Consider the following 15,914-nt stretch of genomic DNA (forward strand, 5'->3'; position numbering starts at 1 on the left):
CTCACTCCTACAGTTTGATCGCATTTCAGGCCGGTATTGCTTGTTCGAGTGCCACACCAGCGCCGACAAGCCCGGAATACGGCGCCGTCACCAGCCACACCGGAATGCCCTTGAAGTAATCGCTCATGCAGCCCTTGTCGGCAAAGCTGCGGGCGAAGCCGCTTTCGACGAAGAAATCGGCAAAGCGCGGAATCACCCCGCCAACAATGAACACGCCGCCACGACCACCGGTGGTCAGCACGTTGTTGCCGGCCACGCGGCCGAGCCAGCAGCAGAACTGCTCCAGTACTTCCAGCGCGATCGGATCGCCAGCCAGACCGGCTGCGGTAATCGCTTCCGGCGTATCAAGCTTTGGTTCATGTCCGTCCACTGCGCAAATCGCGCGGTAGACTCGCGGCAAACCACCTCCGCTCAGCGCAGTTTCCGCACTGACGTGGCCAATCTCGTTGTGGATGTGCTGCCAGAGCTGGGTTTCACGCGGGCTGCTCAGCGGCAGATCAACGTGACCGCCCTCCCCCGGCAAGGCGGCAAACCGCCCTTCGCCCAGATCGAGCAAGGTGCCGACGCCCAGGCCAGTGCCCGGGCCGATCACCACCGCCGGGCGCAACGGCTCCGGCGTGCCTTCGCAGACCACGCGGAATTCACCGGGCTGCAAACGGGTCATGCCCAGCGCCATCGCCGAGAAGTCGTTGATCAGCAGCAGTTGCTCGACCTGCAAGGTCTGGCAGAACGCCGTGCGGCTCAGGCGCCAGTGGTTGTTGGTGAATTTGAATTCATCACCACTCACCGGCCCCGCCACCGACAGGCACACCGAACCGATCGAACCCGGCGCCAGACCGAGGCCGCTCAGGAACAGGCTGATCGCCTGTTCCGGGCTGGCGTGGTCGGCTGTCGCCAGCACCTGAACCGATTGCAGTTGCTGGTTTTTCCACAACGCGAACCGCGCGTTGGTGCCTCCGATATCACCGACCAAAGCCAGTTTCAATTAAGCGTCTCCAGGGCAGAAGTGAAGGCGCTGGCGCCCTGCTCCGCCGAGCTGAAGGCCAAACGCATGAAGCCAAACAGTTCGCGACCGCTGCCGATGTTGTTGCCCAACAGGCCTTTGGCAGGTTCGCGCGCTGCAAATTCGGCGGCGTCGACCTTGAGTTCCAAAGTGCCTTTGACGCCATCGACGCGGATGATATCGCCCTCTTGCACCCGCGCCAAAGCACCACCGACATAAGCTTCAGGACTGACGTGAATCGCCGCCGGGATTTTCCCCGACGCGCCGGACATGCGCCCGTCGGTGACCAGCGCGACTTTGAAGCCGCGATCCTGCAGCACGCCGAGGAACGGCGTCATCTTGTGCAGCTCGGGCATGCCATTGGAGCGCGGGCCCTGGAAGCGCATCACCGCGACAAAATCCTTCTCCAGCAGACCGGCCTTGAACGCATCGGCCAGATCCTGCTGATCCTGGAACACCATGGCCGGTGCTTCGACGATCTGGTTTTCCAATGCCACCGCAGAAACCTTCATCACACCGCGACCGAGGTTGCCTTCCATCACCCGCAAGCCACCCTCGGCGGAGAATGCACGGGCGACCGGGCGCAGGATGTTTTCGTCGAGGCTTTCGATCGGGCCTTCGCGCCACACCAGTTCACCGTTATCGAGGAACGGCTCTTTGGTGTAGCGGCTCAGACCGTGGCCAAGCACGGTGTTGACGTCTTCGTGCAGCAGGCCGGCTTCGAGCAGTTCGCGGATCAGGAACGACATACCGCCAGCGGCCTGGAAGTGGTTGATGTCGGCTTTACCGTTCGGGTAGACGTGGCTCAGGGTCGGCACGACTTCGGAGAGGTCGGCCATATCCTGCCAGGTCAGCTGGATGCCAGCGGCCATGGCGATCGCCGGCATGTGCAGAGTGTGGTTGGTCGAGCCGCCGGTGGCGTGCAGCGCGACGATCGAGTTGACCAGCGCTTTCTCGTCGACGATTTCGCCGATCGGCATGAAGTTGCCATTCTGCTTGGTCAGGCGCGTGACCTGATGCGCGGCTTCGCGGGTCAGGGCATCACGCAGCGGGGTGTTCGGGTTGACGAACGAGGCGCCCGGCAAGTGCAGGCCCATGACTTCCATCAGCAATTGGTTGGTGTTGGCGGTGCCGTAGAAGGTGCAGGTACCCGGGCTGTGGTAGGACTTCATCTCCGATTCCAGCAGCTCTTCGCGGGTCGCCTTGCCTTCGGCGTACTTCTGCCGCACGTCGGCTTTTTCCTTGTTGGAAATCCCCGAGACCATCGGCCCGCCCGGGACGAAGATCGTCGGCAGATGGCCGAAGCGCAGCGAACCCATCATCAGCCCCGGCACGATCTTGTCGCAGATGCCGAGCATCAGCGCGCCGTCGAACATGTTGTGCGACAGCGCCACCGCCGTGGACATGGCGATCACTTCGCGGCTCGGCAGGCTCAGCTCCATGCCCGGCTCGCCCTGGGTCACGCCATCACACATCGCCGGCGTACCGCCGGCGAACTGGCCGACCGAGCCGATTTCGCGTAGGGCGTTTTTGATCTGCTGGGGAAAGACTTCGTACGGCTGGTGCGCCGAGAGCATGTCGTTATACGAAGAAACAATGGCGATGTTCGCCGAGTTCATCATCCGCAAGCTGTGCTTGTCTTCGCTGCCGCACCCGGCCACGCCGTGGGCGAAGTTGGCGCATTGCAGCTTGCCGCGCATCGGCCCGTCGGTAGCGGCACCGCGAATCAGTGCAAGGTAAGCCTGACGCGTGGCGCGGCTGCGGGCGATAAGCCGTTCGGTGACCTCAAGGACGCGGGGATGCATGTGTAGAACTCCAGGCTAACGGATGTGGCGACCTGATTGTCTATGCTGATCAAACGCCGTTGTTGTTGGAATGACAGACGGCTTTTTTGACCATTCGGACCAGTTGATTCAGGTCACTCGTTGTAGATAAAACAAAATATTGCCACTAAAAAGGCTTGTTTTCTATTTTTATGCGAATAATCTTGTAATTCCAACAACAAAACGACGGCGGCGCTGTTCAATGACTCTTCGAATCGCAATCAATGGTTTTGGCCGCATCGGCCGTAATGTCCTGCGCGCACTGTATACCCAAGGCTATCGACAGGATTTGCAGATCGTCGCCATCAACGATCTGGGCGACAGCGCCATCAATGCCCATCTGCTCAAATATGACACCGTTCACGGCACATTCGACGCTGAAGTGGCCCATGACAATGAGAGCCTTACGGTCAATGGCGACCGCATTTCGGTCAGCGCGATTCGCAACCCGGCCGACCTGCCGTGGGCCGCGGAAAAAATTGATGTGGTGTTCGAATGCACCGGTCTGTTCACCGACCGCGCCAAAGCGGCTGCGCATCTTACTGCCGGCGCGCGCAAAGTCATCATCTCGGCCCCGGCCAAAGGCGCCGACGCTACGGTGGTTTATGGTGTGAACCACGACATTCTGCGCCAGTCGCACCAGATCATCTCCAACGCTTCGTGCACCACCAACTGCCTGGCGCCAGTGGCGCAGGTGCTGCACCGCGAGCTGGGGATCGAAAGCGGCCTGATGACCACGATTCATGCCTACACCAACGACCAGAACCTGACCGACGTTTACCACACCGACCCGTACCGCGCGCGTTCGGCCACGCAGAACATGATCCCGAGCAAGACCGGCGCCGCTGAAGCGGTAGGCCTGGTGCTGCCGGAACTGGCGGGCAAACTGACCGGCATGGCGGTGCGCGTGCCGGTGATCAATGTGTCGCTGGTGGACCTGACCGTGCAGTTGAAGAAGGAAGCCACGGCCGACGAGGTCAACGCGCTGATGAAAGCCGCCAGCCAGCATTCGAAAATTTTGGGTTACAACACGTTGCCGCTGGTTTCCAGCGACTTCAACCACAACCCGCTGTCGTCGATCTTCGACGCCAATCACACCAAAGCCAGCGGCAAACTGCTGAAGGTGCTGGCCTGGTACGACAACGAATGGGGCTTTTCCAACCGCATGCTGGATAACTGCCTGGCGCTCTGCAACGCGGAATAATCCCCTCCTCCCATGTGGGAGCGGGCTTGCTCGCGAAGGCGTCGTGTCAGGCAATTGATGTATCGACTGACTCACCGCATTCGCGAGCAAGCCCGCTCCCACAGGTTTTTGATTTCAGTCTGAAATCAACACTTGACCACTCGAGTGGATGATAAGCATTATCATTCGCTCGAAATGGATCAGGTTTCCCCGTGAGTCAATCGCGCTTCAATCATGTCTTTCTCTCTCAGCGCACGTCCCTGCTGCGCACGATCGAGCGCATGGTCAACAACCACAGCACCGCCGAAGACCTGTTGCAGGAAACCTACCTGCGCGTGACGCGGGCGTTGAGCGAGCGCGCCATCGATCACCTTGAACCCTTCGTGTTCCAGACCGCGCGCAATCTGGCGCTGGATCACCTGCGTGCGCGCAAGATCCATTCGCGGACCATGGTCGATGACGTTCCGCAGGACGTGGTGCACAGCGTCGCCGCCCCCGCCAGCAGCGCCGAAGACGCCGCCCACGCCGAACAATTGCTGGAGCGCCTGAACGTGAGCCTCAGTCAACTCAGCCCCCGCCAGCAGCAGATTTTCATCCTCAGCCGCCTGCACGGGCACAGCTACCAGGAAATCGCCGACGAGTTGAATGTGTCCCTCAGCACCGTGCAGAAGGAACTCAAGCTGATCATGTCGATCTGCATCGGTGTCGCCGAGCGCTTGAATGGCGACTGAGGCCAAAGGCGTTTGCTGTCATCCACAGGATCGACTGCACTGATCATTGGGCTTTGTTACCCTTGGCCGACTTTTACGCTTCACTTAAAAAACAGCCGTGCACAGACACTGCCGAGGAAACACCGTGACGGACACCCACCGCTCGCCTTCGCCCGCAACGGCGCAGGACGCCGCCCGTGCAATGGACCAGGCTCTGGACTGGCTCATCGTGCTCGGCAGTGCGGACGAAGAGCAGACCCGGCAATTTCACGCATGGCTGGCGGCCGATCCGTTGAATGCCGAGGCGTTCGCCAAGGCTCAGGCGATCTGGGACGGGCCGCAAGTCGCCCTATGCGCGCAAAGCCTCGCGGCCAAACCGGCGAAAGTCACCGTCCTCAAGCGGTTGCGTCCGCACTGGAAACCGTTGGCCACCGCTGCGGTGCTGATTCTGGGCCTGTTCAGTTTCAGCAATCTGCCGATGCGCCTGCAGGCCGATCACCTGACCGTGGTCGGCGAGCGTCAGCGCCTGCAACTGGAGGATGGCTCCAAAGTGTTGCTCAACACCAACTCGGCATTCTCCAGCACCATCAATGACCGGCAGCGCGTGGCGCGGCTGTATCAGGGCGAAGCGTTTTTCGAAGTGGCTGCCAACCGTGGCCAGCCGCTGCAAATCGATGCCGGCCCGGTGCAGGCCAGCGTGCGCGACACCGCGTTCGCCGTGCGCTATCTGGACGGCGTCGCGCAGGTCAATGTGCAACGCGGTGATGTCGATCTGCGCGCCACGCACAACGACGCACGAGTGCGTTTGAGCGCCGGCGAAAGCATTCGCATCGGCCCCAACGGTTTCGATCGTCCGGCCAAGCTCGATGCCGCCACCGATCTGGCCTGGGTTCAGGGCCGACTGGTGTTCGAGAACTGCCCGTTGAATCAGGTACTGGCCGAATTGCGCCGCTACTACCCGGGCTGGATCATCAACACCAACGAGCAGTTGGCCGACGTCAACGTCACCGGCAACTACCGCCTCGACCAGCCGCTGGACGTGGTGCGCTCCCTCGCCCACATCACCTCGGCGCGCCTGCAGGAATTCCCCGCGCTGGTGATCCTGAACTAAATGAGAATTATTTTTACTCGATAGCCAAAGCCCGTTCGTCTCGTTATAGCCAATGCAATTGATTCGCATCTTCGGAGGCGGATCAGCACCTATAAAGATTCGTGCGACACGGAGCGCTATCGATGTCCTCTCGCCTTACCCGCCAGACTGCTTCCCCTTCCCGCGTATTGTCGCTGCTGACGGCCGCCATCCTCATGGCCGGCACCGCACCGCTGATGGCTGCCAGCGAACAGCCGGCGCGCAACATGGGTGATTATTCGTTCTCCATCGGCCAGCAACCGCTGGTGTCGGCGCTCAATGCCTTCACCAGTGTGACCGGCTGGCAGGTCGGCTTGCCGGCAGAACTGGGTCAAGGCGTGTCGTCGCCGGGCGTGCGCGGTTCGCTGCCGCCGGAAAAAGCCCTGGAGCGCCTGTTGGTGGGGACCAACCTGAGCTTCCGCAAGCTGAGCAACAACAACGTGGTGCTGGAGAAGCGCAGCTCCAGCGGCGCACTCAATCTGGATCAGGTGACCATCAGCGCCACCCGCCAGGAACAGTCGGTCAATAGCGTGCCGGCCACCGTCACCGTGCAGACCCGCCAGGATCTGGATCGCAACAACGTCAACACCATCAAGGATCTGGTGCGCTACGAGCCGGGCGTGTCCGTCGGCGGCGCCGGCCAGCGTGGCGGTATCAGCGGCTATAACATCCGCGGCATCGACGGCGACCGCATCCTGACGCAGGTTGACGGCGTCGAAGTGCCGGACGGTTTCTTCAATGGCCCGTACGCCAAGACCCAGCGCAATTACGTCGACCCGGAAATCGTCAAACGCGTGGAAATCCTCCGTGGCCCGGCCTCGGTGCTGTACGGCAGCAACGCCATTGGCGGCGCCGTCAGCTACTACACCCTCGACCCGGACGACATCATCAAGCCCGGCAAAGACGTCGGCGCTCGCTTCAAAACCGGTTACAGCTCCGCCGATGAGAGCTGGCTGAAATCCGCCACCGTCGCCGGGCGTGCCGAGCAGTTCGACGGCTTGCTGCACTTCAGCCAGCGCGACGGTCACGAAACCGATTCCTACGGCAGCAACAACGGCACGGGCCTGGCGCGCACCGCTGCCAACCCGGAAGACGTCAAGGCCACCAACGTCCTGGCGAAGATCGGCTGGAACTACAACGAAGATTCCCGTCTGGGCCTGACCTACGAGAAGTACAAGGACGATCGCGACACCGATCAGAAAAGTGCCTACGGCGGCCCGTACTTCAACGGCGCGCCGACCATCCCCAACAGCATGCTGCCCGGCGGCATGTACCAGTGGCGCACCGGCAATGACACCATCACCCGCGAGCGTTTCGGCCTCGAGCACAGCTTTGCCCTCGACAGCCTGCTGGCCGATAACGTGAAGTGGAGCCTCAATCACCAGATCGCCAAAACCGATCAGAGCACCGAAGAGTTCTACTATCCGATGACCCGTAAAGTGCTGCGCACCCGCGACACGGTCTACGAGGAAAAACAGTGGGTATTCGATGCGCAACTGGACAAGGCCTTCGCCATCGGTGACACCGATCACGTGCTGACCTACGGCACCACGATCAAGCAACAGAAGGTCACCGGCTCGCGCAGCGGCGACGGCAAGTGCCTCGCGGTCGGCCGTGGCTGCACCGCCATCGGCGCCACCAGCGCGGCGGATGTGCTGAAAAAATCCAGCGACTTCCCGGACCCGACCATCAACACCTACAGCTTGTTCGCTCAGGATCAGATCAGCTGGAACCAGTGGACCTTCCTGCCGGGCCTGCGCTACGACCACACCCAGCTAAAGCCGCACATCACCCAGGAATTCCTCAACACCGTGGCCGCCGACGGCAACGGCACGGTCAGCGACGCGAACAAGAGCTGGCACAAAGTCTCGCCCAAATTCGGCCTGACCTACGCCCTGACCGACAATTACACCTGGTACGGCCAGTACGCCGAAGGTTTCCGCACGCCGACCGCGAAAGCGCTGTACGGACGCTTTGAAAACAGCACCACCGGCTACAACGTGGCGCCCAACCCGAACCTGGAACCGGAGAAAAGCAAAAGCTATGAAACCGGTCTGCGCGGCAACTTCGAACAAGGCTCGTTCGACGTGGCGGTGTTCTATAACAAGTACCGCGATTTCATCAACGAAGACGCCGTCACCCCCGGCTACGACGAGCTGACCTTCCAGTCGAGCAACATCAAGCACGCGACCATCAAGGGCGCCGAAGTCAAAGGTCGTCTGAACCTCGATGCGTTCGGTGCGCCGCAAGGCCTCTACACCCAGGGCTCGATCGCTTACGCCTACGGTCGCAACAACGACAACGGCGAACCGCTCAACAGCGTCAATCCGCTGACCGGCGTGTTCGGCCTGGGTTACGACCAGGACAACTACGGCGGCCTGCTGAGCTGGACCGTGGTGAAGAAAAAGGATCGCGTCGACGACAGCAACTTCAAGTCGCCGGATGGCGTCAGCAGCCAGTTCAAGACCCCGGGCTTCGGCATTCTCGATCTGGCCGGCTACTACAAAGTCACCGACGACGTCACCGTCAGCGGCGGCATCTACAACCTGACCGACAAGAAATACTGGCTGTGGGATGACGTGCGCGGTTACGACAGCGTCGGCGAAGCCTCGGTGACGCAACCGGCCAACCTCGATCGTCTGACCCAACCGGGCCGCAACTTCGCGATCAATCTGGTCTGGGACATCTGATCCGGACGGCCCTGCGACGCACATTGTTCAGCGCGTCGCAGGGCTTTTTTTTACGGTTTGGCACCTGCCCGTTCGTCTCGTTATCAAGCGCCTCTTTTATCAAGGACACCCCATGACCACATCGGAAAAAGCCCTGCGTTCACAACGCCTGAACCAGATCACCCACGAGCCGCACAGCAAGCTCGACGCCCTGGTCAAGGCCCACGCGCCGTTCGAGACCCGCGCCAACTTCGCGCGTTTCGTGGTCGCGCAGTACCTGTTCCAGTCGGAACTGGTCGATCTCTATAACAATGCCGAACTGACTGCCATCGTCCCGGATCTGCCGGCCCGTTGCCGCGCGGATGCGGCCAAGGCTGACCTGGCGGATCTCGACACCGACATCCCGGCACCGGTGGCCGGTGCGCTGAAAAACCCGAGCAAGGCCCGTGCATTGGGCTGGATTTTCGTCTCCGAAGGTTCGAAGCTCGGCGCTGCGTTCCTGATCAAACGTGCGGTGGCGCTGGAGCTGAGCGAAACCTTTGGTGCCCGTCACCTGGGTGAACCGGAAGGCGGCCGTGCCGAAGGCTGGAAAAGCTTCGTGCGCACCCTCGATTCCCTGCCGTTCACCGCCGAAGAGGAAGCCGAAGTCGAGCAAGGCGCAATCGACGCGTTCAACCGCTTCACCGTGCTGCTGGAACAGGCTTACGCCACAGAAGCCGAACCGGCCTGACACAACACAAATCCCTACTGTGGGAGCGGGCTTGCTCGCGAAAGCGCTGTGTCAGCCACCTCATATGTCACTGACACACCGCTTTCGCGAGCAAGCCCGCTCCCACATGGGAACAGCGCGAGCCTGTAGAATCCCCGATTCGTCTCACTGTACTCCCCGAGCCCATGCCGCAACCCGCCACCTCAAAACTCGCCCGTCTGCTGTTCGGCCTGCTGGCCTACGTCAGCCTCGGCATTGGCCTGATCGCCATCGTCGTGCCCGGCCTGCCGACCACCGAGTTCATCCTGCTCGCCGCCTGGGCCGCGACTCGCAGCTCGCCGCGCCTGAGCGCCTGGCTGGAAAACCATCGGCTGTTCGGGCCGATCCTGAGCAACTGGCGCAACGGCAAGATCATCGCGCGCAAAGCCAAGGTCAGCGCCACGATCAGCATGCTGCTGTGCGCGACGTTGATGCTGGTAATGCTCGATCACGGCTGGCCGGTGTATCTGGCGATTGCCGGGATGAGTCTGGGCAATCTGTGGATCTGGTCGCGCCCGGAAGCGCTCCCCTCCTCTTCCTGACCTCCCACTATGCTTTGTGGATGTGACTTTTGTGGTGAGGGGATTTATCCCCGATTGGCTGCGCAGCAGCCACTAAATCAGGCATCCGCAGAGTTTCAGTTAAAACTGGTTGTCAGGTTTTGGGCCTGCTGCGCAGTCCATCGGGGCGGTGCGACGTTTCGCTAAATCCCCTCACCACAAAGCCTCATCACCAGCAGTGCCTCGGGGTTCATGGGACTGAAACTTCCCTGTAATTAATCGCCTTTTCAGCACAATCCCCTGCGCAAACGTTTAGCGCTGACCGTTCGTCGGCAAGCGCCTCATGCACCTTCGCCGCGCGCCGATGAGCAATGCATGGCGCTGAATGGATTTGGCGAACCGGGTAGTTCATCCCGTGGCCACCTGCTCATTCATTCACGAGATCGCCCCATGTTCGACTCTCTCTCCATTCGCCTGAAAATTGTCCTGCTCTCCGGTCTGTGCCTGCTGGGTGTGGTTGCGCTGATCGTCGGCATGAACATTTACCAGACCAACCAGAACGACGATCTGGTCAGTGACTCCAGCAGCAAGATGCTCACCGCCAGTGTGCAGAACCTGTTGCAGGCCAAGGCGGCCGAACAAGCAGTGCGGGTGCAGAAGACCTTTGGCGAAAGCCTGACGGTGATCACCGCGCTGGCCGATCAGATCAAGGACATGCGCGCACTGGCCGCCAAGCGTTCGCTGGACGCCGGGGCCCTGCGTGAAGAGTTGAATCAGAGCCTGAAAACCGCGTTCGAGCGCAACGACAAGGTGCTCGGCATCTGGCTCGCCTTCGAACCCAACGGCCTCGACGGCAAGGACAGCGAGTTCGTCAACGATGCCGCGCGTCAGTCCAATGAAGCCGGGCGTTTTGCAACTTACTGGAGCCGCGCTGCCGGCTCGGCGCTGAACACGATCATGGTCGAAGAAGACATGACCAAGACCACCCTCAGCGTCAGCGGCACGCCGTACAACAGCTGGTACACCTGCCCTCGTGACAACAAGCGTACTTGCCTGCTCGACCCGTATGCCGACACCGTGGGCGGCAAGGAAATGTTGATGACCACCATTTCCGTGCCGTTGATCGTCGACGGCAAGGCCATCGGCGTGGTCGGTGTCGACATCGCCCTCGATGCCCTGCAAGCGGCGGCGGTGGAGTCCCAACGCAACCTGTTCAACAACGCCGGACACATGCTGATCGTTTCGGGCAGCGGCGTGCTCGCTGCCGACAGTTCCGATGCGACCAAGGTCGGTAAAAAGATCAGCGATACCCTCGGTGCCGATGGCAAGGATCTGCTGCAACTGGTCAGCAGCGGCACGCCGAAGATTCTCGAACAGGGCGAGCTGATTCGCGCGGTGTACCCGGTCGATCCGATTGGCAACTCGCGGGCTTGGGGTGTGGTCATCGACCTGCCGAAGCAGGTTCTGCTGGCCGATTCGGTCAAGCTGCAGGCAGTGCTCGACGATGCGCAGAAAACCGGGGTGATCACCGCGTTGCTGGTGGCGGTAGTCGCCGGTCTGATTGGCCTGCTGCTGATCTGGCTCACCGCGTCGGGCGTGACCCGGCCGATCAACAGCGTCGCCGAGATGCTGAAGAACATCGCCAGCGGTGAAGGCGATCTGACCCAGCGCCTGAACTACAGCAAGAAGGATGAACTGGGCGAACTGGTGAACTGGTTCAACCGCTTCCTCGACAAGCTGCAACCGACCATCGCCCAGATCAAGCAGAGCATCACCGAAGCGCGTGGCACTGCCGATCAGTCTTCGGAAATCGCCCGCCAGACCAGCGAAGGCATGCAGGTGCAGTTCCGCGAAATCGATCAGGTCGCCACCGCGTCCAACGAAATGAGCGCCACCGCCCACGACGTCGCCAACAGCGCGTCGAACGCGGCCAACGCCGCCAAGGGCGCCGATCAGTCGGCCAGGGACGGCATGTCGATCATCGAGCGCAGCACCCGCGACATCAATCAACTGGCCGATGAAGTCAGCAAAGCGGTGACCGAAGTCGAAGCGCTGGCGGTCAACAGCGAGCAGATCGGTTCGGTGCTGGAAGTGATCCGCAGCATCGCCGAACAGACCAACCTGCTGGCGCTCAACGCCGCCATCGAAGCGGCCCGCGCCGGGGAAAGCGGTCGTGGTTTCGCGGTGGTGGCCGACGAGGTGCGCAACCTCGCCAAGCGCACTCAGGATTCGGTGGAAGAAATCCGCATCGTCATCGAACGCATCCAGACCGGCACCCGTGGCGTGGTCGCGACCATGCATTCGAGCCAGACCCAGGCGCACAACAACGCCGGGCAGATCCGGCAGGCGGTGGACGCGCTGGGCAAGATCAGCGATGCGGTGACGGTGATCAGCGACATGAACCTGCAGATCGCCAGCGCCGCCGAACAGCAGAGCGCCGTGGCCGAAGAGGTCAACCGCAACGTCTCGGCGATTCGTACCGTGACCGAAACCCTGACTGAACAGGCCACTGAATCGGCGGCGATCAGCAGCCAGCTCAATGCCCTGGCCAGTCAGCAGATGAAGCTGATGGATCAGTTCCGCGTCTGAAATCCACCACAGTCCCCTTGTGGGAGCGGGCTTGCTCGCGAATACGGTGTGTCAGTCACTTTATATGGCGCTGATACACCGCATTCGCGAGCAAGCCCGCTCCCACAGGGATTTGTGTTGACTCAGGAGATGAGGGTTTTCATCTAAGCCGAGATTTTTTTGCACTATCATCGCCCTCTCTCCCGGAGGGCCTTCGATGACTGATTTACTCACGTCCATTCAAGCCGCACTCGGCTTGCCCCACACGCCGATTCCGTTCACCGCCAGTGGCGCCCTGCCCTCGGCGTTCGCCGTCAGCGACCTGGCCTGCGCCAGCATCGGCGCTGCCGGTCAGGCCGTCAGCGAACTGCTCCGGCAACAGACCGGGCACTTGCCCGCCGTGGAAGTTGATCGGCGTCTGGCGTCGTTCTGGTTTGCCACCTCGTTGCGGCCGATCGGCTGGGAGATCCCGCCGCTGTGGGATCCGATTGCTGGCGACTACGCAACCGAAGACGGCTGGATCCGCCTGCACACCAACGCCCCACATCACCGTGCTGCGGCTGAAAGCGTGCTCGGTGCCTGCGCCGATCGCGCTGCCATGGCGGCGAAAGTCGCGCAATGGCGCAGCGCCGATCTGGAACAAGCGGTGGTCGATGCCAAGGGCTGCGCCGCCGAAATGCGCAGTTGGGCGCAGTGGCAGCAGCATCCGCAAGGGATGGCAGTGAATGCCGAGCCGCTGGTGCATTTCATCGATTCGCAGGATGAAATCACCCACCCGTGGCAAAGCTCGGTGGCGCAACCGCTGGCCGGGCTCAAGGTGCTCGACCTGACCCGCGTGCTCGCCGGCCCCACCGCCAGCCGTTTTCTCGCCGGTCTCGGCGCTAATGTGCTGCGCATCGACCCGCCGACCTGGAATGAGCCGGGTGTTGTGCCGGAAGTCACCTTGGGCAAACGCTGCGCACGGCTGAATCTGCAGCAACCGGACGATCGTGCAGTGTTCGAAAACCTGTTGAAGGACGCCGATATCCTCATACATGGCTACCGTGCCGATGCCCTGGAACACCTCGGTTTCGGCGCCGAACGCCGCCGACACCTGGCGCCGGGGCTGATCGATGTCAGTCTCAATGCCTACGGCTGGAGCGGCCCATGGCAGAACCGTCGTGGTTTCGACAGCCTGGTGCAGATGAGCAGCGGCATCGCCGAGGCCGGGCAGCGCTGGAAACAGGCTGACAAACCGACGCCGCTGCCGGTGCAGGCGCTGGATCATGCAACCGGTTATCTGATGGCGGCGAGTGCGATCACATTGCTCACTGAACGTTTGCGCAGCGGTCGCGGCGGTTCTGCACGCTTGTCACTGGCGCGCACCGCCAAACTGTTGATCGAACATGGGCCTGGGACGAGCGAAGCGTTGCGCGCCGAGGCTAAACAGGATCAAGACTCACGGGTGGAGCAGACCCCGTGGGGGCCGGCGCACCGCTTGCTGGCACCGGTGACGATCAGCGGGACGCCGCTGCAGTGGGCGTTGCCGGCTACTGAATTGGGTTCGCATCGCGCGCAGTGGTGATGACCATTCGGGCCTCTTCGCGAGCAAGCCCGCTCCCACAGGGGAATGCATTTCAAATGTGGGAGCGGGCTTGCTCGCGAAGAGGCCCGCACTGACACCACCGATGCACAATCAATCCACCTACAGCGACAACACCCCGCTGTACAAACCATACGCCGCCAGCCCCGCGCCGATCAGCACGCAGGCGAAAATGCCTTTCTCGACAGGGGTGAACAGCGGCTCGCCCTGCTCATGCTTGGCCTTGGCAAACAGCACCACCCCCGGTGCATACAGCAGCGCCGACAGCAGCAGGTATTTCACCCCGCCGGCATACAACAGCCACACCGCGTAGCACAGGGCGATGCCGCCAATCAGCAAGTCCTTGGTGCGTTCGGCCGAGGCATGTTCATAGGTTTCGCCGCGCCCGCTGAGCAACACCGCATACGCCGCCGACCACAGATACGGCACCAGTATCATCGACGAAGCGAGGTAGATCAGGCTGGTGTAGGTGCCGGCAGAAAACAGTGTGATCAGCAGGAATAGCTGAATCATCACGTTGGTCAGCCACAACGCATTGACCGGCACATGGTTGGCGTTTTCCTTTTTCAGGAACGCCGGCATGGTCTTGTCCCGGGCCGTGGCGAACAGGATTTCGGCGCAGAGCAGCGCCCATGACAGCAATGCGCCGAGCAGCGACACCGCCAGACCGAGGCTGATCAGCAGCGCGCCCCACGGCCCGACGATGTGTTCCAGCACCGCCGCCAGCGACGGGTTTTGCAACCTGGCCAATTCGGGCTGGCTCATGATCCCCAGCGACAGCACGTTGACCAGCACCAGCAGCGCCAGCACCCCGAGGAAACCGATCACCGTGGCGCGCCCGACATCGGTGCGTTTCTCCGCCCGCGCCGAATAGACGCTGGCGCCCTCGATGCCGATGAACACGAACACCGTGACCAGCATCATGTTGCGCACCTGATCCATCACCCCGCCGAAGCTCGGGTTGCTGCGGCCCCAGATGTCGCGGGTGAAAATGTCGGCCTTGAACGCCACGGCGGCAATCACGATGAACATGATCAGCGGCACGATCTTGGCGACCGTGGTCACCTGATTGATGAACGCCGCCTCCTTGATCCCGCGCATCACCAGAAAATGCACGGCCCACAACAGCACCGACGCGCAGCCGATGGCGATTGGCGTGTTGCCCTGGCCGAACACCGGGAAGAAGTAACCGAGGGTGCTGAACAGCAACACGAAATAACCGACGTTGCCCAGCCACGCGCTGATCCAGTAGCCCCAGGCGGACGAGAAACCCATGTAGTCGCCAAACCCGGCCTTGGCGTAGGCATAGACCCCCGAGTCCAGCTCGGGCTTGCGGTTGGCCAGGGTCTGGAACACGAAGGCCAAGGTTAGCATGCCGATGGCGGTGATCCCCCAGCCGATCAGGATTGCCCCGGCATCGGCGCGGGCCGCCATGTTCTGCGGCAGGGAAAAAATCCCCCCGCCAATCATCGAACCCACCACCAGGGCGATCAACGCACCCAGTCGCAGCTTTTGCGTCGGTTGCGACATTCCAGTCTCCCTTTTCCTGACAACGGTTCTCGAAACCTGTTTATACCTGTGGCGAGGGGATTTATCCCCGATGGGCGGCATAGCCGCCCCAAAACCTGAGAACTCGTTCTGCCTGACACCGCGCCGAATGGATCTGGGGCGGCTACGCCACCCATCGGGGATAAATCCCCTCGCCACAAGGTGTGTCTATTTCTGGGTATTAACTAAACGGATAAAGCGTAAGTACGTTTTTTGAATAACGCCAATACCCCTCTTATATATAGCCAACAACGCTAACGCATAGCACGACTAATCGCTTTTGTGCGCGAATCCTGATTATTCGATTCTGTACTGAAAACAGATGTGAAAAATTTGCCAAAAGCTGAAAACCAACTAGCGTGATAATTCCAAAGTAATAAGAGAAATTCCCAACCACATCTGCCAAAAGCCTCTGGAATGGGCCTTTTCGGGCAGCAGCTTTATGCCATCA

At 61.3% G+C, this 15,914-nt stretch carries 10 protein-coding genes and 2 pseudogenes; 9 read left to right on the forward strand and 3 right to left on the reverse strand.

Translation table 11 applies throughout. The features are described 5' to 3' along the window. Positions 1-25: 25 nt before the first annotated feature. Together E4T63_RS21340 and edd are read right to left on the reverse strand one after the other, a co-directional pair. Positions 26-985, reverse strand: a complete 960-nt coding sequence (locus tag E4T63_RS21340; RefSeq protein WP_135296412.1) for a glucokinase — start codon at positions 983-985, stop codon at positions 26-28. Then, complete coding sequence (gene edd / locus E4T63_RS21345) at positions 982-2,808, reverse strand: phosphogluconate dehydratase (protein ID WP_047599558.1); 1,827 nt, start codon at positions 2,806-2,808, stop codon at positions 982-984. Before edd ends, E4T63_RS21340 begins: the two co-directional genes overlap by 4 nt. A gap of 220 nt (positions 2,809-3,028) precedes the next feature. On the opposite strand from edd, the gene gap reads away from it, so the two are divergent. From gap to E4T63_RS21385, 9 genes and pseudogenes are all read left to right on the forward strand, one after another. Beyond that, positions 3,029-4,030 (forward strand): type I glyceraldehyde-3-phosphate dehydrogenase, encoded by a 1,002-nt coding sequence (gap, locus tag E4T63_RS21350; protein WP_007969308.1) that lies wholly within the window; start codon positions 3,029-3,031, stop codon positions 4,028-4,030. Positions 4,031-4,221: 191 nt separating this feature from the next. Beyond that, complete coding sequence (locus E4T63_RS21355) at positions 4,222-4,740, forward strand: RNA polymerase sigma factor (RefSeq protein ID WP_027612557.1); 519 nt, start codon at positions 4,222-4,224, stop codon at positions 4,738-4,740. A 124-nt stretch (positions 4,741-4,864) separates the two neighbouring features. Then, positions 4,865-5,830: a FecR family protein gene (locus E4T63_RS21360; RefSeq protein WP_134787170.1), complete on the forward strand. Its 966-nt coding sequence runs from the start codon at positions 4,865-4,867 to the stop codon at positions 5,828-5,830. A 122-nt stretch (positions 5,831-5,952) separates the two neighbouring features. After that, positions 5,953-8,538, forward strand: coding sequence for a TonB-dependent receptor (locus tag E4T63_RS21365; protein WP_135296413.1), 2,586 nt, complete (start codon positions 5,953-5,955; stop codon positions 8,536-8,538). A 112-nt stretch (positions 8,539-8,650) separates the two neighbouring features. Then, positions 8,651-9,247, forward strand: coding sequence for a biliverdin-producing heme oxygenase (locus tag E4T63_RS21370; protein WP_135296414.1), 597 nt, complete (start codon positions 8,651-8,653; stop codon positions 9,245-9,247). A gap of 164 nt (positions 9,248-9,411) precedes the next feature. Continuing rightward, on the forward strand, positions 9,412-9,807 hold the full coding sequence (locus E4T63_RS21375; RefSeq protein WP_097085930.1) for a YbaN family protein: 396 nt from the start codon (positions 9,412-9,414) through the stop codon (positions 9,805-9,807). 672 nt (positions 9,808-10,479) lie between these two features. After that, a pseudogene (locus E4T63_RS29055) lies at positions 10,480-11,448 on the forward strand (chemotaxis protein); the annotation flags it as partial. A gap of 378 nt (positions 11,449-11,826) precedes the next feature. Next, positions 11,827-12,354, forward strand: a pseudogene (locus tag E4T63_RS29060) (methyl-accepting chemotaxis protein); the annotation flags it as partial. Between the two features lie 196 nt (positions 12,355-12,550). Continuing rightward, positions 12,551-13,897, forward strand: a complete 1,347-nt coding sequence (locus E4T63_RS21385) for a CoA transferase (RefSeq protein WP_135296416.1) — start codon at positions 12,551-12,553, stop codon at positions 13,895-13,897. 120 nt (positions 13,898-14,017) lie between these two features. On the opposite strand, the gene arcD is transcribed toward E4T63_RS21385, so the two are convergent. After that, positions 14,018-15,445: an arginine-ornithine antiporter gene (gene arcD / locus E4T63_RS21390; RefSeq protein ID WP_134787175.1), complete on the reverse strand. Its 1,428-nt coding sequence runs from the start codon at positions 15,443-15,445 to the stop codon at positions 14,018-14,020. Between the last annotated feature and the right edge of the window lie 469 nt (positions 15,446-15,914).

This window comes from Pseudomonas fluorescens, from assembly GCF_004683905.1.
Classification (GTDB): Bacteria; Pseudomonadota; Gammaproteobacteria; order Pseudomonadales; family Pseudomonadaceae; genus Aquipseudomonas; species Aquipseudomonas putida_A.